Below are 21967 nucleotides of genomic sequence, written 5' to 3'. Positions count from 1 at the left end.
ATGAGGTATCTATGCCGGGTTCTGCTGTACACGCCTCCCTGAGTCTCTTATGAGAAAAGTGCTCAACGCCTTTTTACCGCTGTACGCCACCACATTGCTGATGTTGCTTGGTGCCGGGCTGCTCACCACCTACGTGTCCTTACGTTTGGCGCATGAGCAGGTGAGTGGCACGCTGATTGGTGCCATCACCGCCGCCAACTATGTTGGACTGGTGATTGGCGGCAAAGTCGGGCATAACCTGATCGCCCGCGTCGGCCATATTCGCAGCTATGTCGCCTGCGCCGGGATCGTCACCGCTTCGGTGATTGCGCACGGTTTGACTGACCAGATTCTGTTTTGGGTGTTTCTGCGTCTGATCATCGGTTTGTGCATGATGTGCCAATATATGGTGCTGGAAAGCTGGCTGAACGATCAGGCAGAATCCGCCCAACGCGGCACGATTTTTGGCTTGTATATGGTGGCGACCTATCTTGGCCTCAGTGGCGGCCAGGTGATCCTCGCGATGCAGGATGGTTTTGGCATCAGCACCTTATTGATTGTTGCGCTGTGCTTTGCTCTCTGTCTGGTGCCGATTGCTTTGACCACGCGCACCAATGCGCGGGCGATGTCACCGGCACCGATGGAGCTGGGCTATTTTATCCGCACCATCCCGCGTCTGCTGGCTACCACACTGGTGAGTGGCATGGCGCTCGGTGCGTTTTATGGCTTAGCACCGGTCTACGCCAGCCGTCAGGGTTTCAGTACAGAACAAACCGGTTTGTTTATGAGTGTGAGCATCTTTGCCGGGCTGGTGACTCAGTTCCCACTTAGCTGGTTATCTGACCGTTTTGACCGTCAGCGGTTGCTGTTTTTTGTCGCGCTGCTCTATGGTCTGGGCGCGCTGACGTTGGGTTTGCCCTGGAATCTCTCGTTTCAAACGCTGCTGGTCATCGCATTTTTTGTCAGCATGATGCAGTTTGGGCTGTACCCGCTGCAGGTCGCCCTGGCGAACGATCAGGTGATGCCGGAACGACGCGTCTCCCTGAGCGCCTGTCTGCTGATGGCGTTCGGCATTGGTGCCAGTATCGGCCCGCTGGCAGTAGGCGCGCTGATGCAACCCTTTGGCAGCCACGTCCTTTACCTGTCATTTACTTTATGCGCGCTGCTGATCGCCCTGATGAATCGCCCGATCAAAGTGCAACCCTTGCCGACCACCGAAGTGCCTTTGCCGCATGTGGTCATGCCGGATAGCCTGGCGACCTCACCGATTGGTGCCGCGCTGAATCCGGTGCTGGAGGAGGAAGCGATTCAGGCGACGATGGTGAATGAGGAAACACTTGAAGCGGAAGTTGCTGAACGGAGCGGATAATGGAGAGAGCAGGGCGATTCCCCTGCTCGATTTTAGGAAATTACCCACCCAACACCTTCAACGCATGCGCAAAGAAATCTCTCCGGCCAAAATTCCCTGATTTCAATGCCAGCGCCAGCGGGGCTTCCGGGTGCGCTAACAGCGCCGGCACACCAGGATCAATCTCCTCACCCACCTGCAATGATCCCAGATTTAATGCACTGACCACCGCGCCGGACGTCTCTCCGCCGCCGACCACCAGGCGTTTAATACCCGCCTCATACACCAGTTTGCGCGCGGCATCACCAAACAGCTTATCGAGCTGGCGGGAGATGTTGTGCTGTCCGAACTGCGCCTGTGCCTGTTGCACGCTGTCGGGGTCGCCGGATGAATAGACCAGTGGGCAATTCTGCTGATGTGCCAGGATAAATTTCACCACATCATCAGCATGGACGCGTTGATGCATCACATCGGTGATATCCAGCGCCAGTACGGCATGCTGCTTCTGATGCTCCTCAATCTGGCCGCGCGTGGCACCGGAGCAACTGCCGACCAGAATGGCCGTCGCGCCGCTGACGGCCGGGTTACTACCCTGATGCCCCTGCGCCAGACCGGCTTTGATAAAGTTGTGTGGTAGCGCCCGAGCAATACCGGAACCACCGCTGATCAGTTTAAGCCCCGCCGCCGCGATACCGATGATGGTCAGATCATGATCGCTCAGCGCATCCACCACCACCAACTGCGCAGTGTCGTCATCATGGGTTTGCAGCCGGTCACGCAGTCCATCGCTGCCTTCTACCACCTGTTGCCAACGGATATGGCTGACCACGGTGTTAGCCTGGCGTGCTAACAGGCGGCGAATATCTGCGTCTTTCATCGGCGTTAACGGATGATGCTCCATCCCGGATTCATTCAGCGGACGGTCGTGGACAAACAGATTGCCCTGGTACAGGGTACGGCCCATCGCCGGGAAAGCCGGACAGACAATCACCCGCTGTGCCTGCAAACGTGCTGTCAGCGCATCCAGTACCGGTCCGATATTTCCCTCATCAGTGGAATCAAAGGTCGAGCAATACTTGAACACAATCTGGCGACAGCCTTGCGCCAGCAGCCATTCGCAGGCAGCCAACGATTGCGCAACGGCGTCTGACGCCGGTAATGAGCGCGATTTCAAGGCAATCACCCCGGCTTCCACTTCAGCGTTGGCCGGTTGTTGCGGCACGCCAAGGTATTGCGTGGTATGCAAGCCTCCTTCACCAGGCAAGCCCTGTGACAGTGTCACTGCAATATCGCTGGCACCGGTAAAATCATCGGCGATGACACCAATCAGCATGATGTTGCTCCTGTGGCCGCTTTCATCTTCTGCACCGCAGCATGTGGTGCTGTCAGTACCGGCACATCGACACTGGCGCGTACCGCTGCGGCGGCGCGCGAAGTGGAAAAGTGCGCCAGCATGATCACATCGCAGTGGCTGAGCTGCGGTGCGTATTCGGCCACCAGACGGTTGTGGGTACTGACATCCCCTTTACGTAATCGGTCAATAGCATCGGGTACCAGTACCGTTTCCAGCCGGGCCGTAGAGCCGATTTGCGCAGCATACTGGTCGAACTCCGCACACATGGTCACCAGCGCAGGGCCGAAGGTCGCCAACATGCCGATGGTCTGACCTTGCTGCAATGCCGCTTCAAACATCGCTTCGTTGGGCTTCAGCACCGGCACCGGTACTGCTGCCGCCAGTTCATCAATCGCCGGACCGAAGGCCGAGCAGGTGACCAGAATCCCCTGGGCATTCATGCTGTAACCGTAGCGGCCAAACGCCACGAAACGATCCGTCAGTGCCCGTGACAATTGCTCCTCTTTGGCGCGGTCAATGGTGAGTCCGTCATCCAGCAGATTTACCTGCTCAGCCTCCGGCCACAGGTCATTGAATGCTTCCTGAATCGGGGTCATCGCCACCGGGGTAGCGTGCAATAAAACTATGCGTTGATTCATCATTATCTCCGTCAGCAGCGACGATCAAAGTGGCATACAGCACACCATACTTAATCCGGGTTGAAAATGTAAGGGCTTACATTTGTGTTCATAAGGTGACAATGATCACATAAAAAAACTCCGCGTCTGTCAGGATATAAACAGAATAGTCCCGGAATAACCCTTTATTTGAAATCGCTTACTTTCCATCATACTGAGAACGCACTATGACAACTCGTGGAGACACCACCGCTATAAACATCGCTGTGACGCCAGCCGCGCAGACGCGCCCCGCTAATACCGTACCGCGCCATTTCCGCGATCTGCTGGCGCTGGACGACTTCGAACGTCATGCCCGCAAGCGCTTACCCAATATGATTTTTCAGTACGTGAAAGGGGGGGTAGAGACCGGCCGAGGCATTGCCGCAGCCTATGAGGCGTATCAACAATATGTATTTGTGCCGCGTATGTTTCGCGACGTGTCCGGGCGGGATCAAGGGGTTAATCTGCTCGGGCATCACTGGTCGCACCCTTTCGGCGTCGCACCACTGGGCGGGGCTTCGTTTGTCAGCTACCGTGCCGACCTGATGCTGGCACAAGCGGCACGAGCGATGAATGTACCGATGATCCTCAGTGCTTCGTCATTGATTCCGCTGGAGGAGGTGATCGCCGCCAACCCGGATGCCTGGTTCCAGGCATATCTGGCGGGTGACCAGCCGCGTATTGACCGGCTGCTCGATCGCGTTGAGCGCGCAGGCTATAAAACGCTGGTGGTCACCGGCGATACCCCGATGCTGGGCAACCGCGAACACAATACCCGCAGCGGCTTCAGTATGCCGATCAAAATCACGCCAAAAGTGATGTGGCAAAGCGCCATCAGTCCGCGCTGGCTGCTGGGCACCGTGGTGCAAACTTTCCTGCGCCATGGTGCGCCACACTTTGAGAACACCGATGCAGAGCGCGGGCCGCCGATGATGTCGAACAAGGTGCGTAACACCAATGCACGCGACAAACTGAGCTGGAAGCACGTTGAGGCTATCCGCAAGAAGTGGAAAGGCAATCTGGTGATCAAGGGGCTGATGTCGCCGGATGACGCCTTTATCGCTCGTGATTTAGGGGCAGATGCGGTGATTCTCTCCAATCACGGTGGCCGCCAGCTTGATCACACTGTGCCCCCGTTGCATACCTTGCCAGAAATCGCCGCGGCCAAAGGAGATATGAAGGTGATCATCGACAGTGGCATCCGCCGTGGAACGGACGTGATGAAGGCCATGGCACTGGGCGCAGATTTTGTGTTTCTTGGTCGCCCGTTTTTGTATGGCGCGGTGATTGGCGCGCAGGCGGGCATCGAGCATGCGATGCATATTCTGCGTGATGAGATTGATCGCGATATGGCGCTGATTGGCGTCACCCAACCTGACCAACTGGACGCCGCGCTGCTGCGCCGTGCACCGCTGTTTGCACGTGAGGGATAATGATGACGTTGCATATCTATAGCGCACTCGCCCTGAGTGCACCGTTCAACACGCTGATTGAGGTGTGGCAGTCGGCGCACCCGGCGACGCCGCTGGCGATGCGTTGGCATCCCAGCACCCTTATCGAACAACAGTTGAATCAGGGGGCGGTCGCGGATGTGGTGATCGCCACCGTGGACACCGTCGATCGCCTGATTGATCAGGCGATTGCCGATGCCGCCAGCCGCATTGAAGTGGTCGATTCTCCGATCGGGGTGGCGGTGCGGGCTGGAGCCGTGCCGCCGGATATCAGCAACCTTGACCGGTTGATTGGCAGCCTGCTGGCGGCACGTTCGGTAGCCTGGTCGGAAGCGGGTGCCAGCGGCGTCTGGTTTTCGCGGCTGCTGAAGCAGTTGAATATTGATGAACCCCTTCGCGCGCGCGGCACGGTGATTCCGGCCGGTTTTACCGCGGAGCAGCTGGTTAACGGTAATGCGGATCTCGCGGTGCAACAGATCAGCGAGCTGCTGATGGTGGAAGGAATCGACGTGGTTGGCCCGCTGCCGCCAGAAGCACAGCAGCCGATTTCGCTGTCAGCGGCGGTGCTGACGCACGCGCAGCAGCCAGAGCGGGCCAGCGCCTTTCTGGCCTGGCTGAAAACGCCTGCGGTGACAGCCATTTTCAACCAGTTCGGCATGCAACGCCGCGATTAGCGCGCCTGACGGGGCACCGAACCGCTGCTGCCCCGGACAATCAATTCCGTCTCGATCAGCGTGTGTCGCGCAGCGGGTAGGTTATTCAGCGTATTCAACAGATAATGCGCAGCATGCTCACCAATGGATGCCAGGTCAACGCGCATGGTGGTCAGCGGATGTTCCAGGTGCTCGGCATATTCATAGTCGTTGAAACCGACGATGGAGATGTCGCCCGGAATGCGCAGATAGCGCTCGCTGGCGGCGCGCATCGCGCCAAATGCCAGCAAATCGTTCCCGCAAATGATGGCCGTGGGCGGTTCCGGGCCATCCAGCAGGCGGAACACCGCTTTGCGTGCATCGTTCATGCTGAAAGCGTTATCGACAAGATGGCTATCAGGTAACGTCAGGCCGTGCTGCTGTAATGCCCGTCGTGTGCCTTTCAGACGGTCCGAAACACGATCGTTCGACGGCGGCGTGCCGACAATCACCGCAAATTGCCGGTGCCCCAGCGCCAGTAAATGCCGGGCAATGGTCTCCGCTGCCCCCTCGCTGTCGTAGCCTACGCAGGGCCTTTCGCTGTCATGGGAGAAGGTCTGGATACAGGCGATCTCCTGCTGGTTGATGCGTTCCCACAGACGTGGGTGATGGGTATTGCCCACCAGCATCAGACCGTCAATGCCGTACTCAATCAGCTTGTTCACCTCTTTCAACTCGGTGTCCGGGTCGAAATTGGAGTTCGCCAGCAACAGCGTGTAACCCGCCTCATGAATTAACTGCTGAAACGCCGCCAGTGCTCTGGAGAAGGTTTCTGTCGCGAGCGTCGGCACCACGGCACCAATGGTCATGCTGCGCCGTGAGGCGAGGGTGCGCGCCGCACGGTTAATCACATAGCCGAGTTCTTCACAGGCTTTTTCCACCGCCGCGCGACGTGCCGCTTTGACGGTGGTACTGCCGTTCAACACGCGAGAAACAGTGGCCGTTGACACGCCGGAAAGGCGGGCAACATCTTCCAGTGATACGCGGCCGGGTCCATTTTGTTTTTCACTCATCAAGTCACTCCTGCTGAAAGAGTGAGCTTGTCCACAAAATTCGCAGACAACTCACTATCAATTTTGAAAGCGCTTACTTTTGGCTTGACTGTATTTTGTAATCGCTTACTTTTTACATCATGTTATCAGGTCGGGGATACCTGCTCACGTTTTTTTAACAGTTCCATGATGTATCTCCCCGATTTTTAACGACACCGGCGGCTGCTGCCTACGCGACGCGGCAAAACCTCCTGTAACCCATAAATAAATCATAAAGGAATTCACCATGCGCAGATATCCACGAATTCGCTGGCTGATGATCGTGTTCTGCTTTTTCGCCATCGCTATCAATTACATCGACCGTATCAATCTGGCGATCGCCGCGCCACACATCAAAGCCGACCTGGGAATCGACGACACCAGCATGGGGTTAATCCTCGGTGCCTTTTTCTGGACTTATGCCCTGATGCAGATCCCGGCCGGTCGCCTGATTGACCGCCTGGGCGCACGTGCCGGACTGGCGCTCGCCGTGGGTTGGTGGTCGCTGTTCACGGTGTTCACCGCCTTTGGCAAAGGTTTCACCTCCATTTTCGCCGCTCGCCTGGCATTGGGCATCGGTGAGGCGGGCGGGAATCCGGGCTGCGTCAAAGTGGTCTACAGCTGGTTTGCTAAAAAACAACGCGCCACCGCCAGCGGCATTTTTGACGCCGGTCCGCGCGCCGGTAGCGCCATCGCACTGCCGCTGGTCGCCTGGTTAATCAGTACCTGGGACTGGGAAACCTCCTTCGTGGTGACCGGAGCCTTGGGGTTAGTATGGGTGGCTATCTGGCTGCTGTTTTATCGCGAGCCGGAAGAGATGAAAGGGTTGGATGAGACCGAGCGGCAAAACCTGTTGGAAGACCGCGCGGTACCCGTTGCGCAGAACAACGGCAAGATTGAGATGTGGTCACTGTTCCGCCATCGCAATGTGTGGGGGATGATGATTGGCTTCTTCTGCATGAACTTCGCCACCTATTTCTTCGTGACCTGGTTCCCGACTTATCTGACCATGGCGCATGGCTTCTCGCTGAAAGAGCTGGGCACGTTGGGGGCTATCCCGGCGTTGATGGGGATCCCTGGCAGCTTACTTGGCGGCATTGTCTCCGATGCCCTTTATCGTAAAGGCCTGAGTCTGACGGCAGCACGCAAAACCTGCCTGATCACCGGCATGCTGCTTTCCAGCGTGATCGCGTTTGCTGCCTTTACCGACAGCATCACGGTGATCCTGACGCTGTTCTCCATCACCTATGCTGGCCTGGCGTTCACCGCCGCCAATATCTGGACCTTGCCTGCTGACGTGGCACCCGCCAGTAACTATGTTGCCACCCTCGGCGGCATTCAGAACTTCGCCGGTAATCTCGCCGGAATTGTGACCGCGTCCTTTACCGGCATCATGCTCACCCTGAGCCACGGCTCGTTTGTCGTGCCGTTGCTGGTCGCGGGTGGCATCTGTGTGCTCGGCGCACTGACCTTTATGTTCGTGCTCGGCAAACTGGAACCGCTTCCCATCAACACCCACAGTGAATCGCCTGTCGTTGCCACGGCGAGCGAGTGAGGAGAAAACCTATGCAAAATGAACAGTCGTTACGCGAAGAGATATGCCAGGTCGGGGCTGATCTGTTTACCCGTGGCTACACCACCGGTACCGCAGGCAATATCAGCGCCCGTCTGGAAGATGGTTGGCTGATCACCCCAACCGATGCCTGTCTGGGACACCTGGAACCGGCGCGTATTGCCAAGGTGAACCGCGACGGTGAATGGGTTTCTGGTGATAAGCCTTCGAAAACGCTGCTGTTGCATCGTCAGATTTATGACCGCAATCCGGCAGCGCACGGCGTAGTCCATACCCATTCTACCCATTTGGTGCAACTGACACTGGCGGGTGTTTGGCAGCGCGACAGCATTCTGCCACCGCTGACCCCGTATCAGGTGATGAAAGTCGGGCGTATTCCGCTGATCGACTATCGTCGTCCGGGCCATGCTGACGTGGCGGAGCAGGTTGCTGGTTTGGCTAACGAGGTGCGCGGCGTGATGTTGGAGCGCCTCGGACCGGTGATATGGGGTGGATCGGTTTCCGCCGCCAGCTTCGCGCTGGAAGAGTTGGAGGAAACGGCGCGGCTGTGGCTGAACTGCGCCACGAAACCGACAGCGTTGCCGGAACAGGCGGTGCGGGAATTGTGCGAGCACTTCAGCACCCGTTGGTAACACCTTCTCTGAACCCTACAACAAGCGACGATAAAAAATGAAAAAGCGAGTCATGGCCGCAGGAATGATGTTATTGGCTACCACTGTGATGGCGCAGGAAAACGCCTATGTTTATGTTTCGAATGGCGACAGCGGAACGGTGACGGCGTATACGCTGGATAAGGCACAGCATCAACTGAAACCGATCGGTGAGTATCCCACCGGTCTGAAAAGTATGCCAATGGCGGTATCCAACGATAAAAAGACACTTTACGTGTCGGTACGCAGTCAGCCTTATCGTGTGTCGGCCTGGCATATTCAGCCGGATGGCACCCTGAGCCATTTTGCTGATACCCCACTGCCGGAAGCAATGGCGTATCTGGCGCTGGATAAGCGTGGCCGTTTTCTGCTGTCCTCTTCTTACGGTGGCGACCTGTTCAGCGTCAATCGTATTGCCAGCGACGGCAAAGTGGAAAGCGCCCCGGTGCAGGTGGTGCATACCGGGAAGCGGGCGCATTCGATTCAAACCGATCCCAGCAATCAGTTCCTGTTTGTCCCGTTACTCGGGGCGGATCAAGTGCTGCAATATCGTTTTGACAGTCACAGCGGCAAGGTGACGCCTAACACCCCTTCGTTTGTGAATATTCAGCGTGAAGCGGCCACCGGCCCACGTCATTTTGTCTTCGCGCCGCAGCGCGATGAGCAGGGCGCGCAAAACCTGTATTTACTCACCGAGATGGCGGGCAATATCTCCCGCCTGACGCTGAATCAGGATGGTACCCTGACCGAACATGAAGCGACACCGTCGCTCGATCCGGCCATTGCCCGCAACATGCAACGGGGTGAGGCGCGTCCGCTTACCGGGGACGACGACTTGCCGAACTCCGCCAAACCCCGGTTGTGGCAAGCAGATATTCACATCACGCCGAACGGTCGTTTTCTTTATTCCACCGAACGAACCAGCAGCAATATCACCGCCTTCCGTGTTTCTCCGCTTGATGGGCGGCTGACGCTGATTAACAGCACGCCGACCGAAACTCAACCGCGTGGCTTTGCTATTGATAATTCTGGTCGTTATTTGATCGAGTCTGGACAGAAATCAAGCCAGGTGGCGTTGTATTCTATTGATCAAAAGACCGGGAGACTGACATTAATCGAGCGTGTGCCAACCGGAAAAGGGGCGAATTGGGTCACGATTGTTGAGTAAATATCGCGCGCTCGCATCATGGTACGTTATTCATTCACCTGACTTTGAATGATATTTATGCGTTAAATAAAGGAGTCGTCATGCCTAAAATTCGTCAGACGTTACTGAACGCCTTATTATCTTCTGCCATTCTGGCCGGTAGTGTGCAAGCCAATGCAGCGGAAAAAGTCGTCGCCACCGATCTTGAACCACTGCATCACGTTATTCTGGAAAATAAGTATGTCACGGTGATGCGCGTGCTGATCCAACCCGGACATTCCACGCTTTATCACGAACAACATCTGGATTACGTCAATACTCACATTGAAGGCAGTCCGGTGAAAATCGCCTATCCGGACAAACCCGCCAACAATACAGCAATGAAAACCGGCAACGTGAAGTTCGGTGAACATCAGGGTAAATCCGATACGGATAAAGTGACCAACACCGGAAATAACGTTAATCATCAGGTGGCGTTTGAAATCAATATCCCGGGACCACAGCATTTTGGCGGTGCGACTCGTCCGTCAAACGAGGCGTTCCAGCAGGTGTTGGATAAGAAGACCGTTAAAGGCTGGAAGGTGACCCTGAAACCGGGAGAAAGCACCGGCGAATACACCCAGCATGGGCCGGGTGTGCGGGTGTTCTTTACCGAAGGACGGGTGTTGATAGCCGATTCAACCCATGCCAACCGGGTAAAAGAACTCTGGGTCCATCCGGGTGACGCGTTTTTAACCGAACCGGGTAAGGTCGATTTAACGGCGGCCAGTGGTGAAAATATTGTTTTTAATGATTACGAACTGTTATAGCACCGTTTGTATTTTGTATAGATTTACAATCTGTTAACCTGCACATCTGTGGCATTGCTACAGATGTGCATTTCTTATTTTAATAACACGAATAATTATTTACCGGAAGCAATTACAATGAAGGCAAGAAAGGTGAGACAGCGTTGTCTGCCTTTCGCGTTGAGCATTCTGATGTCTGCAACATTTTCAGCCCATGCTGAAAGTGCGGCTGACTCTGCATCGCTTATTGCGAAAGGCAAGTATCTGGCTATTGCAGCAGACTGTGGGGCCTGCCATACCGCACCCGATCACGGTGCAGAAATGTCGGGGGGATATATTATCTCCTCACCACTCGGAAATATCGTTTCCAGCAATATCACCCCATCGAAAACAGCGGGAATTGGTGATTATACCGAACAGGATTTTGCCAGAGCGGTCAGAGAGGGGATTAATAAACAGGGGCAGCATCTTTATCCGGCGATGCCCTACACCTCGTATGCAAAAATAACCGACAGCGATATTCATGCCCTGTACGCTTATTTTATGCACGGCGTGAAAGCTGACGATAATGTGCCAGCCCAAACAGATTTGCCCTTCCCGTTTAATATTCGTTCAAGCATGTTCTTCTGGAATATGCTATTCGCGGATGCCAAACCTTTCATACCTGATGCCAGTAAATCCGCTGAAATTAATCGCGGTGATTACCTGGTGAATGCGCTGGCACACTGCGACACCTGCCATACGCCGCGTAATGCGTTGATGGGGCAGAATAACGATCAGGCCCTGAGTGGGGGCAGTCTCGGTAGCTGGTATGCGCCGAATATCACACCGGATAAACACGCCGGTATCGGCAACTGGAGCGATGCACAAATCGCGCAGTACCTGAAAACCGGTCACGTGGCCGGCAAAGCCCAGGCCGCAGGGCCGATGGCTGAAGCGGTTGAGCATAGCCTGCAACATTTGTCTGATGACGATATTCAGGCGATGGTCGCGTATCTGCGCCAGATTCCGGCGGTGAGTCAACCGGTCAGCCAGTCTCGCGACAATATCGGCCAACCGGCCACCACTGAAGCCTTGCAGCGTGCGGTGAAAGATCCGGATGCGGGCTGGAAGGTCTACAGCAGCACCTGCGCCAACTGCCATCAGGCGGACGGTTCCGGCAACACGATCTATCCTTCGTTGTTCCATAACACCACCACCGGCGCTCCCCAGGCTGACAACCTGATCGCCACCATCGTTTACGGCGTGCATCGTCAGGTCGACGGTAAAGACATCGATATGCCAGGTTTTGGCCCGGATGCGTTGTTTACCGATCGTCTGACCGATCAGCAGATCGCCGATGTCAGCAATTATGTCCTGAAAAACTTTGGCAACGACAAGCTGAACGTGACGGCTGAGCAGGTCAAAACCGTGCGTGAAGGCGGTGAGCGTCCGCTGATTGCTCGTCTGGCCCAGCCCGCAGTCTGGGGCGGCGCAGCCATTGTGCTGATTATTCTGCTGGTGGTTCTGATTTCACTTGCGCGCAGGGGGAAAAAACATGGCGCATAACAACACTTCCGCCATCTCCCGCCGCCGTTTGCTGCAAGGGATGGGCATCCTGTCACTCGGCGCGATGTGCAATTCACTGTTTCCGGCGCGGGCACTGGCGGCAGAACAACTGGCTGATACGGGCTTTCTCCAGGTGTCGCAGTTTCTCGTCAGCCGTCCGTGCGGCCCGTTGCTGGGACAGCGCTATTACGAGGCACTGACACGCCATGACGCACAGTTCAGCCAGAAACTCAGTAGCCTGAAAACCCTGTTGCAACAGCGTCATTTCTCTCATATTGATGATTTCCTCGCCGCCTTCACCGCCGACAACAGCGACTGGCAAACCGCCAAAACCATCATTTCTGCCTGGTACACCGGCGTGGTGGGCAACGGCAGCGATCTGGAGTTGATCGCCTATGCCGACGCCATGATGTACCTGCCAACCAAAGATATCCTCGTGGTGCCGACCTACGGCGGCGGCCCGTTCTATTGGGCAGTGACACAAAACGGTCAGGTGGCAACAACAGGAGAACACGCATGAGTGCACAAAAAGTTGATGCCGATGTCATCATCATCGGATCAGGAGTGATGGGCGGCCTGATTGCGACCCAGATGGCGAAAGCGGGCAAATCAGTGATCATTCTTGAGGCGGGGCCGCGGGTGTCACGTCAGGAGATCGTGGAGCGTTTCCGTAACTCACCCTTTAAGATGTCACTGACCAACATTAAATTGCAGGGTGTGGGTTCGCCGTATCCGAATCCACCGCATATTCCCTCGACCTATGGCGATTATCTGCAACAGGTTGGGCCGGTGAAGTACCCGACGAAATACCTGCGTGTCGTTGGTGGTACCACCTGGCACTTTGGTTCTGCGTTGTGGCGCATGATCCCGAATGATTTCAAACTCAACAGCCTGTATGGCCGGGGGCGTGACTGGCCGTTTGGCTACGATGAGTTGGAGCCATGGTACGGCAAAGCGGAACATGAACTGGGCGTTTCCGGCGTGGATGGACAGGATGAAAGCGGGCAAGGCGGGCACGCCTGGCCGCCGCGTTCCACACCGTTCCCGATGCCAGGGCTGCCAACCAGCTACCTGTTTGATCGTCTCAGCGACATGCTTGGCAAAGGGGGGTATAACCCGGTTCTGGAGCCGAATGGTCGCGCGACCAAACCCTGGGGCAAACGCCCGATGTGTGCCGGTAACAACAACTGCAACCCGGTGTGCCCGATTGCTGCCAAGTACGATGGTTCCATGCACATTGATGAAGCCGAGCGCCTCGGGGCGAAGCTGCTGGATAACTCGGTGGTGTATCGCATCGAAGCGGCGGATGACGGCAAGATCACCGGCGTTTGGTATAAAAAGCCGGATGGTTCCGAACATCATCTGACGGCGAATTACTTCGTGCTGGCGGCCTACGGCATTGAATCGCCGAAACTGTTGTTGATGTCGACTTCAGAAAAGTATCCCAATGGCATTGCCAACTCTTCTGACCAGGTCGGACGCAATTTGATGGGACACACCGGCATCAGCATGAACGTGATGCTGTCGGAAGATGTCTGGCCGGGGCAGGGTCCAACCGAATTGCTGGTTTATCTGAATAATCGCGATGGCGCATTCCGCAAAGATTTCCCCAGTTACAAGATCAAGGTGCGTAACACCGTACCGACCGCCGATTACGCAGCATCACTGATCGAGAAAGGGGTACTTGGTTCGAAACTCGACGCAGAAATCCGCCGCCAGTCCGCACGTTCACTCAACTTCGCTATCGATTTTGAGACCTTGCCACTGCCGGAAAACCGCGTGACGCCGAGCAAAACCAAAAAGGATGCCATCGGTATTCCGCTGCCGGAAATTTATTACAGCGTGACCGATTACTGGCATGCCGGAAAGGATGAAGGCATCAAGGATTTCCACAAGTTTGCTGAGCTGCTGAATGCGGAGATTTTGTCGATTGATACCAAGTATCAGGATCGACAGCACATTATGGGGACCACCATTATGGGTGATGATCCGAAGAACTCGGTGGTGGACAGCCAGTGCCGTACCCACGATCACCCGAATATGTGGATTGCAGGTACCAGCGTGATGCCTTCGGCATCCTGCATGAACCCGACCCTGACCGGCGCGGCGCTGAGTTTGCGTCTGGCGGACCATATGCTGAAGTCGATGCAGGAGAGTTGATATAAGTTAGGACTGAGCACCTGCCTGGCCAGGAGGTGCTCAACAATTCTTAACGAATTTTTGGGTTTTATATAAGCCATTAAGTCGGTTAATGAGTCATAGGGGAATCAAAATTCTTTTCTGTAATGCTCCAACTTTCCTCAATTAATCCGCCGGTGCCTCTGCAATCCTCACCAGATGGACGATCAGCCACAGCAGCTCATCATCCGTCATCTCGACCTCCAGCATTTTTTTCACATAATCGTTGATCACCAACGCACAGCGGTGCATGCGCGGGTGCTGGCGGATGATTTGTGGTAGCAGGGCATTGCCCTGGCTGTGGTTGAGTTGCCCGGCAAACATCCGTTGGATAAAGAACTGCATATGGATCAGAAAGCGTGAGTAATTCAGCGAAGATGTGTCGATGGTGATCCAGGCGTGGTACTGGATGATATTAAAGATATCTTTCAGCATACGCATCGCCAGTAGCGTCTGGCTGGTGTCGCTGTGCTCAGACTGACCATTTACCAAATGAAAGGCGATATTACCCGCCTCTTCAGGGGGCAAGTCGAGCTGGAATTGGCTGTTGAGTTGCACAACCACCTGTTGCGCGAGGTTAAATTCCACCGGCCAGAAGCGCTGTACCTCAAACAACACGCGGTTTTGCAGCATGATCCCTTTGCGGCTGCGTTCCACTGCGAACATCAGGTGGTCGGTCAGGGTAAAAAAGATTTGCGGGCGCAGCGGATGGCTCAGCCCCTGCTGCGCCATCTGCATCACCAGTGCGGTCATCTGGAAAACCTCCTCCGGCATCGCCGCGAAAGCATTCAGATACTCCGCGCCGGGCAGGTTTTCCTGCACCATAAACAACTTCTCGACTTTTTCCCGTGGGATCAGGTCGCCGACATGGCTGTTAAAACCAATTCCTTTACCCATCACGATGGCTTCTTTGCCGTCGCCATCCTCGATCAGCACCAGGCTGTTGTTCAGGACTTTAATGACCTTCATCTGCTAACGGGTGTCCTGTAATTGGTGTCCGTTACTGGCGATAACCTGTTGATACCAGTAAAAACTGCGTTTTGGTATGCGCCGTAAATCGTTCAGCGTCTGCTCGTGGCGATTAACATAAATGAAACCATAGCGTTTCGCATAGCCCTGATGGGTACTGACCACATCAATCGCCGACCAGGGGAAATAGCCGATCACCTCAACACCATCCGCCAGCGCCAGCTGGATCTGTTCAATATGCTGACGCAGAAAGTCGATGCGATAGCCATCATCGATCGTACCGTCTGCGGCCAGGGTATCGGGCGCGCCGATACCGTTTTCGGTGATCATCACCGGCAGACCATAGCGTTCGCACACCTTGCGTAGCGTTAAACGCAGCCCCACCGGATCAATCACCCAGCCATAAGGAGTTTTGGCGGTGTACGGGTTCTCCTCCGGTCGGTACACTCCGGGTTCGCCTAACATAATCTGCTGATCGCCGGCACGTGGCGCGACATCGGACGCGTCCCCCCGGCTGGCGGCAATGGTGGCGGTGGAGTAGTAATTGATGGCAACAAAATCCGGGCGCGCGGCGGCCAGTTGCGCCGCATCGTCCGGCAATATCTGCGGCGCAAGGCCGCGATCCTGTAAATAGCGCAGGGCGAGGGCGTTATAGCGGCCATGAACCGCGACATCAAGAAAACTCCAGCAACGCAGCGTTTCCCAGTTATGTGCGGCGATGGCGTCCTCGGGACGACAGGTGGCGGCATACATTGAGGTAGTGTTAATCGCCGGACCGATTTTCGCTTCAGGCAGTAACTGATGGCAACGCTGCATCACCTGTGCCTGTGCCACCAGCATGTGATGGCTTTGCTGATAGAGTGACTTTTTATCCGGTAAGGTGCATCCCGGCGGCGTACCAATCGCGCCGGGATGCAGAATCATGGTGTTCTGTTCATTAATCGTCAGCCAGTAACGCACCTTGTCGCCGATCGCGTTGAACAGCACATCGGCATAACGCACAAAGGCATCAATGGTATGGCGATTCAGCCAGCCGCCTTTCTCCTCCAGCGCCCAGGGCAGGTCGAAGTGGTACAGCGTGACGATCGGTTCAATGCCGTGGGCGCACAAGGTATCCACCAGGCGGCGATAAAAGGCCAGGCCTGCCGCATTAACCTCACCCTCCCCGTCGGGGATCACCCGCGTCCAGGCAACGGAGAAGCGATAGGCTTTCAGACCAAGTTGCGCGAACAACGCCACATCGCTCTCCATGCGTTGATAATGGTCGCTGGCGACGGTGAAATCTGCCTTGCCTGCCGGATGGGTCAACATATCCACCACTGACGGGCCTTTGCCGTCGCTGTCCCAGCTACCTTCCACCTGATAAGCCGAGGTGGAAGCGCCCCAGAGAAAACCGTCAGGGAATGCGGCTTGCGTCTGATAAATCATGCTGCCTGCTCCCTGAGACTGAGTTCCATAATCGGCTGGCCGAAATCCACTGGCGCAGCGGCAGCCATGGTGATGGCATATTCATCGCTGTTGATCACCACCACTGGCGTGATCAGGTCGTATCCGGCGGCGGCAATCGCTGCCAAATCGAAGCGCACCAACTCATCACCCGCCTGAACGTCGTCACCCACCTGTAAGGACGAACTGAAATGCTGGCCGCCCAGCGCCACGGTATCCAGACCGATATGCACCAGCACCTCCATACCGTCGTGGCTCATCAGGCCAACCGCATGACAGGAGGGCAGAAAGGTCATCACTTTGCCGCTTACCGGGGCGCGCAATACACCTTCCTCGGGGCGGATAGCGACGCCCTGGCCGAGCAAACCATGGGAGAACACATCATCTTTCACGGCAGCCAGCGGCACCATTTCCCCGCGCAGCGGGCTGATGATGGTGCCGGGCTTCAGGTTCACCGGAACCGGAGCACTGGCAGGGGATGGGGTGTCAGCATCGGGAATATCGTCAAATCCGAGGACCCAGGTCAGCGCGAAGGTGACCACGATCGCAATCACACAAGTGATCAAGGCGTGCACGATGTTCATCGGGTTAGCGCCGATGAAAGCAGGCAGCGCGGCCAGTCCGGGAGAAACGAACGCATAACGCACCAGACCGCTTAACCCGGCATAGATACCGGCACAGCCGCCGCCGATCATCGCGGCGATCAGCGGTCGTTTTAATTTAAGGGTTACGCCATACAATGAGGGTTCGGTAATCCCTAACAACGCGGTGAAACCAGCAGAAGACGCGAGCTGACGCAGGTTTTTGTTGCGGGTCTTCAGTGCCACACACAGGGTTGCGGCACCCTGCGCGATGTTGGATGCCAGCATGCCGGGGCCGTTGATCATCTCAAAACCGTTCTTGCTCAGCTGCCCGGTGGCAATCGGCGTCATCGCCCAGGCGGTGCCGGTGATCACCAGGAACGGTTGCAGCCCGCCCATCAGCATCGGGATCAGCCAACTGGCATGACGGTCAATAATCACCGCACCAGCGGCAACCATATCGTTCAGCCAGATACCCAACGGCCCGACGACGACCAATGCCAGCGGTGCGGTGACCAACAGGATAATCATCGGCTTAACGAAAAATTTGATGATTGACGGTGAGACGCGCTCGGCAAAGCGTTCGATGTACGACATCAACCAGACGGTCAGGATGATGGGCAGCACTGAACCGGCATAATCCGCCAGCTGGAATGGCAGACCGAGGAAATCCACCGGTTTGCCGCTGGCGAGCAGTTTGCCAATGTCTGGATGCAGCAGTGCCCCGGCAATGGTCATCGCCAGAATCGCGTTACATTCGAATTTCAACGCCGCGCCATAGGCGAGCAGGACCGGCAGGAAGAAAAACGCCGCATCGGAGATGATATTCAGCAATTGCCAGGTTGGGCTGCTTTCGTTCATCACGCCGGTGAGCTTGCAGATCGCCAGCAATGCCTTAATCATCCCCGCCCCGGTGATGGCCGGGATCACCGGGGTGAAGGTGGTGGAGATCACGCTGATGATGCGAGAAACGATACCGCCACGTTCCTGTTTGGCTTGGGGCGTTGTTGTGGTTTTGTTGCCGCTGGTGGCTTTTTCCAGCACGCGGAATACCCGCTGCACGTCATTGCCCACCACAATCTGGAACTGCCCGCCGCGTTCTACCACGCTGATCACGCCGGGTAATTTTTCAATCTGCTCGCGCTTTACGGCGGCCCGATCATTAAACTCCATCCGGAGCCGGGTAGCGCAGTGCGTCAGGGTGCGGATGTTACCGCCCCCATTGACCAGCCGCAGGATTTCATCAGCTAACTCGTTATGACTCATCATTTTCCCTTTTCGTTAAGGCAAAAAAAAAGACCAAAACAAAAATGCGCTCCGGAGAAGACTGGAGCTGGCATTTTTATTTTGGTCTTGCCTGCCGAAGCAGTAGCACGCCGCAATAAAACGTATGTGGATGTTGCGCCAGGAGTATTCAGTACGCCCGCCAACATTGGCAATAACTAATAATAAAAATTGTGAACTGACGCAATCATTTCTCGGTGGTCGGGTGCCGGGTTAAGGCGTTAAATAAGTGTTAACCATATGAGAATTGTATTGTTACGACGATGAAAGGCCTACAGGGATGAAGTTTTCCTCTGCAAAGGAGATACCGGTAATAGGAAAATCGTTTCTCGTATGCGGCTCCTGGTTCGTCAGCGATGTCAGGTTTCCACCTTCACCAGCGCCAGACCCTTATCCAGCAGATACGGACGCAAATAGCCCACGGTATTCGACAGCAACAACACCTCCTGATGCAGCCGGATATGAAGCACTTGTTCAACATAGTGCCGCCGTAGCTGCATTCGCTGCCAGACTTCCGGGTAACTCGCGGCAATCTCTTGTTGCAACGCGCTGTCTGCCAGCGCCACCGTGTCTTCGATGCTACATCCACCGTAGCCCGGCACGGAGGGAATGATATCGATCTGCAATAACATGCCACTGGCTAACACCGTGGTGGCCCCTTCACTGACCGGCGAACAGAGCCACTCTTCATCGGCAACCAGATGGCCCGGATTCAGATGCCAGTGCCAGGTCTCCTTCGGCAACACGTTTTCCACTGTCTGATAGAGCTCGCCACCGGTGATGCCACATTGGAGGCGCTCCAGCCAGCTGATCACCGTGTGATAGTAGGGCAGCGCGACGCGTGTGAGATAATCTGCCACCTGTCGCGGAAGATCGTCGGCGCAGCTCGCCACATACGCTGCTCTGCTGCTCAGGCCGCCTTTGTAGCCGACCGTCAGGGAAAAGCGGTCGCCCAGCGCAATCAGTTTGTCCCGTGGATAGAGGGTGGCATGGGTGAAGCGATCGCCGGTGGCAGCGATGCTGATCACGCTGTTAGGCTGCCCGGCGGCGGCCAATCGCTCGCCAATCGCTTTTTCGCTTTGTCCGATGGCCACGGCGTCCAATGCGTTTAGCAGGCTGCCCGACGCCAGATTGGCACCGTATTCATAAAAGGCCACTTCAGCGGCACTGTTACGGATACGCACCCCATTGTGTGGGGAGATAAACAGCCCGGTGGCATTGCTGACCTGCTGCTTGCCTCCGGATGCCTGAAACACGGCATCCACGATAAATGCCGGGACATCAAACGGTGCCGGGTCAGCGCTAAACAATTTCCAGCCGACGATCCCGGTGCGGCTTGTGGGGCCGATACCACAGCTTGCCAACAGTTGATGCAGCGGTTGGTCGCCGTCCATCGGCTGATTTGGCAGGGAGAACACCGGGGCGTGCAGGCAGTTGCCGCGATTGCGGGCAAACGGCACCAGCTTGAGGTTTTCATTGCCCATGATGTAGCTGAGACAGCCATCCGCGCTCACCACCAGCAGCGCTTCCTCAAAACGTGGGATAAAACCGGAGAGATACTCGAAGTTGCCGCCGTGTTCTTTATCCGCGTAGATCACCAGATAGTCCAGCCCCCGGACGTGCATACGTTCCAGCACGTTTGCCAGGCGCTGGTGCATCACGGCATCCGGGATCACCACCGAGGTTGCATCATGGAATGTGGGTGGGGCCGGTATCCTGGTGAGCCGGTAATTTTGCTGCTGCGTCATGACCCGTCTCCTCAAGCCTGTGGTTTCAGCGTGGAATGATTAAGTTTCCGCGCAGCGTATACGAACCCAGCATATCCTGGGTTTTTCTCGTCAACCAACCTACCACTCTGGCCGCCATCGCATCCAGGGAGTACTCAATCGCCGGGATGGTGGGGATACCGGGTAAATGGACTGAACCCGCCAGGCTGAACACCATGATGTCGCCGGGCACCGATTTATTAAAAGCCTGTAGCTGGGTGATGACCTGTTGTGCTTCCTGATCGTTGGCCGTCAACAGCGCATTAAAATTCAAGGTGCTGGCATTGTTGAGCAACACCTGGAGCGCGACCGAGGAAGAGGGCGCATCCATAAACACCAGATTACGATTATAGGGCAGCAGGTTATTTTCCAGCGCGAGCTTATAGCCGCCCAGTACTTGCTCGCTGGCGTGGCCGACAGCGGGATAGATCAACGCTATCTGGCGCTTACCCTGGCTGATCAGATAGTTACAGGCCGTCTCAGCGGCAAACGCGTGATCAAACTGGATGCTGTTGGGCCGGTCAGCGTCGGCGCAATCGACGAGGATCACGTTGTCATCCTGAATATCGAGCGGGAAACGTGCGCCAATGATCAATACGTCATCGCACAGCCCACAACTCAGCTCATCCAGCGCGTGGAGTACATCGGCCTGGTTATTGGCGAATCGCAACAGGAGATGTTTTTGGTGCTGGCTGAGTTGTTTTTCCAGCGCATACAGGTAGCCCGTGGTTTGGTTGATGTTTTCCTGGGCGCAGATGACCCCAATACAACCGGTAGACTGGCTGAAGAGTGACTGAGCAATGACGTTAGGCCGATATTTTAGTTCCTCCACCGCTTTCAGTACTGCCTGACGGCTGGCTTCCTTCACGCCACGCGAACCACTCAACACCCGAGAAACCGTGGCTTTTGACACCCCGGCTAAGCGCGATACATCGTTGATCGTAGACATCTTTCTCCCCGGAAATGCTGAACAAACTTTAGCCAGCAGAAGTATAACGACTTCCTCTGTCGATGGAAACCGGATTTCCATATCGGTTCAAATCTCTGCCATATTGCCGCTATTTTGTGATGCGAATCTAATAAAAAAACCGCCGTTTTATCAGAAATTGATGCGGCTCACACTTCCCTTAACCTGTCATGGAAACCGGTTTCCGTATGATATCCAATCATAACCACATTGAGGCATATGTTTAAAGGATGGATGGCGATGATCAGGATTATGTTGTGTTGTTCAGCGGGGATGTCCACCAGCATGCTGGTACGCAAGATGAAAGAGGTGGCGCAGGAACGGGGCCTGGCCGTTGATATTGATGCTTACGGTGTGACCGAATTTGACGAGCAGTTTGCGCGTTATCAGGTGGTATTGCTCGGGCCACAGGTGAAATACATGCTGAAAACACTGGCAGATAAAGCGGCAACGGCGGGTGTCCCGGTTCAGCCGATCGAGATGATGGACTACGGTATGCAGCGCGGTGACAAAGTGCTGGATTACGCTCTTACGCTTATTGAGGCGGCTCACTAAA

The 21967-nt window shown here is 55.7% G+C and carries 19 protein-coding genes; 11 read left to right on the top strand and 8 right to left on the bottom strand.

Annotation, left to right across the window (positions count from 1 at the left end):
• Positions 1–49: 49 nt before the first annotated feature.
• Entirely contained in the window at positions 50–1348 is a 1299-nt protein-coding gene (locus tag PAT9B_RS28695) for an MFS transporter (RefSeq protein ID WP_013512792.1), read from the top strand.
• A 40-nt stretch (positions 1349–1388) separates the two neighbouring features.
• Here the strand turns inward: PAT9B_RS28695 and otnK are convergent, their stop codons facing one another.
• Together otnK and PAT9B_RS28685 are read right to left on the bottom strand one after the other, a co-directional pair.
• Entirely contained in the window at positions 1389–2660 is a 1272-nt protein-coding gene (gene otnK, locus PAT9B_RS28690; RefSeq protein WP_013512791.1) for a 3-oxo-tetronate kinase, read from the bottom strand.
• On the bottom strand, positions 2654–3319 hold the full coding sequence (locus PAT9B_RS28685; protein WP_013512790.1) for an aspartate/glutamate racemase family protein: 666 nt from the start codon (positions 3317–3319) through the stop codon (positions 2654–2656). The genes otnK and PAT9B_RS28685 overlap by 7 nt, the downstream gene beginning before the upstream one ends.
• Before the next feature lie 206 nt (positions 3320–3525).
• On the opposite strand from PAT9B_RS28685, the gene PAT9B_RS28680 reads away from it, so the two are divergent.
• Positions 3526–4773 carry an alpha-hydroxy acid oxidase gene (locus tag PAT9B_RS28680; RefSeq protein ID WP_013512789.1) on the top strand — a complete coding sequence of 416 codons (1248 nt, stop codon included), beginning with the start codon at positions 3526–3528 and terminating at the stop codon, positions 4771–4773.
• Positions 4773–5465 (top strand): substrate-binding domain-containing protein, encoded by a 693-nt coding sequence (locus PAT9B_RS28675; RefSeq protein WP_223300539.1) that lies wholly within the window; start codon positions 4773–4775, stop codon positions 5463–5465. The genes PAT9B_RS28680 and PAT9B_RS28675 overlap by 1 nt, the downstream gene beginning before the upstream one ends.
• Here the strand turns inward: PAT9B_RS28675 and PAT9B_RS28670 are convergent.
• Complete coding sequence (locus tag PAT9B_RS28670; RefSeq protein WP_013512787.1) at positions 5462–6496, bottom strand: LacI family DNA-binding transcriptional regulator; 1035 nt, start codon at positions 6494–6496, stop codon at positions 5462–5464. The two genes, PAT9B_RS28675 and PAT9B_RS28670, sit on opposite strands and share 4 nt — an antisense overlap.
• Before the next feature lie 265 nt (positions 6497–6761).
• Here PAT9B_RS28670 and PAT9B_RS28665 point away from each other — a divergent pair, with 265 nt between their 5' ends.
• The 7 genes from PAT9B_RS28665 (at position 6762) to PAT9B_RS28635 (ending at position 14380) form a co-directional block, all read left to right on the top strand.
• Positions 6762–8069 (top strand): MFS transporter, encoded by a 1308-nt coding sequence (locus PAT9B_RS28665; protein WP_013512786.1) that lies wholly within the window; start codon positions 6762–6764, stop codon positions 8067–8069.
• A gap of 11 nt (positions 8070–8080) precedes the next feature.
• On the top strand, positions 8081–8719 hold the full coding sequence (locus PAT9B_RS28660) for an aldolase (protein ID WP_013512785.1): 639 nt from the start codon (positions 8081–8083) through the stop codon (positions 8717–8719).
• 37 nt (positions 8720–8756) lie between these two features.
• Positions 8757–9905, top strand: coding sequence for a beta-propeller fold lactonase family protein (locus tag PAT9B_RS28655; protein WP_041526306.1), 1149 nt, complete (start codon positions 8757–8759; stop codon positions 9903–9905).
• 80 nt (positions 9906–9985) lie between these two features.
• Positions 9986–10693, top strand: coding sequence for a hypothetical protein (locus PAT9B_RS28650; RefSeq protein WP_013512783.1), 708 nt, complete (start codon positions 9986–9988; stop codon positions 10691–10693).
• Between the two features lie 117 nt (positions 10694–10810).
• Complete coding sequence (locus tag PAT9B_RS28645; RefSeq protein WP_013512782.1) at positions 10811–12220, top strand: cytochrome c; 1410 nt, start codon at positions 10811–10813, stop codon at positions 12218–12220.
• Positions 12210–12740 (top strand): sugar dehydrogenase complex small subunit, encoded by a 531-nt coding sequence (locus PAT9B_RS28640; protein ID WP_013512781.1) that lies wholly within the window; start codon positions 12210–12212, stop codon positions 12738–12740. Before PAT9B_RS28645 ends, PAT9B_RS28640 begins: the two co-directional genes overlap by 11 nt.
• Positions 12737–14380, top strand: coding sequence for a GMC family oxidoreductase (locus PAT9B_RS28635; protein WP_013512780.1), 1644 nt, complete (start codon positions 12737–12739; stop codon positions 14378–14380). Before PAT9B_RS28640 ends, PAT9B_RS28635 begins: the two co-directional genes overlap by 4 nt.
• 144 nt (positions 14381–14524) lie before the next feature.
• Here the strand turns inward: PAT9B_RS28635 and PAT9B_RS28630 are convergent, their stop codons facing one another.
• The 5 genes from PAT9B_RS28630 to PAT9B_RS28610 all read right to left on the bottom strand — a co-directional run bounded on the left by PAT9B_RS28630 (position 14525) and on the right by PAT9B_RS28610 (position 21393).
• Positions 14525–15367, bottom strand: a complete 843-nt coding sequence (locus tag PAT9B_RS28630; protein WP_013512779.1) for a PRD domain-containing protein — start codon at positions 15365–15367, stop codon at positions 14525–14527.
• A 3-nt stretch (positions 15368–15370) separates the two neighbouring features.
• Positions 15371–16795 (bottom strand): glycoside hydrolase family 1 protein, encoded by a 1425-nt coding sequence (locus PAT9B_RS28625; RefSeq protein WP_013512778.1) that lies wholly within the window; start codon positions 16793–16795, stop codon positions 15371–15373.
• Entirely contained in the window at positions 16792–18660 is a 1869-nt protein-coding gene (locus PAT9B_RS28620; protein WP_013512777.1) for a beta-glucoside-specific PTS transporter subunit IIABC, read from the bottom strand. The genes PAT9B_RS28625 and PAT9B_RS28620 overlap by 4 nt, the downstream gene beginning before the upstream one ends.
• Before the next feature lie 377 nt (positions 18661–19037).
• Entirely contained in the window at positions 19038–20426 is a 1389-nt protein-coding gene (locus PAT9B_RS28615) for a Xaa-Pro peptidase family protein (RefSeq protein WP_013512776.1), read from the bottom strand.
• Positions 20427–20451: 25 nt separating this feature from the next.
• Positions 20452–21393 (bottom strand): LacI family DNA-binding transcriptional regulator, encoded by a 942-nt coding sequence (locus PAT9B_RS28610; RefSeq protein WP_013512775.1) that lies wholly within the window; start codon positions 21391–21393, stop codon positions 20452–20454.
• Between the two features lie 258 nt (positions 21394–21651).
• On the opposite strand from PAT9B_RS28610, the gene PAT9B_RS28605 reads away from it, so the two are divergent.
• Positions 21652–21966: a PTS sugar transporter subunit IIB gene (locus PAT9B_RS28605; protein WP_013512774.1), complete on the top strand. Its 315-nt coding sequence runs from the start codon at positions 21652–21654 to the stop codon at positions 21964–21966.
• The last annotated feature ends 1 nt before the right edge of the window (position 21967 follow it).

Origin of the sequence: Pantoea sp. At-9b (assembly GCF_000175935.2) — a bacterium.
GTDB lineage: Bacteria > Pseudomonadota > Gammaproteobacteria > Enterobacterales > Enterobacteriaceae > Pantoea.
The sequence above is the reverse complement of the archived record's forward strand: the minus strand, read 5'-3'. Positions and strand labels throughout refer to the sequence as shown.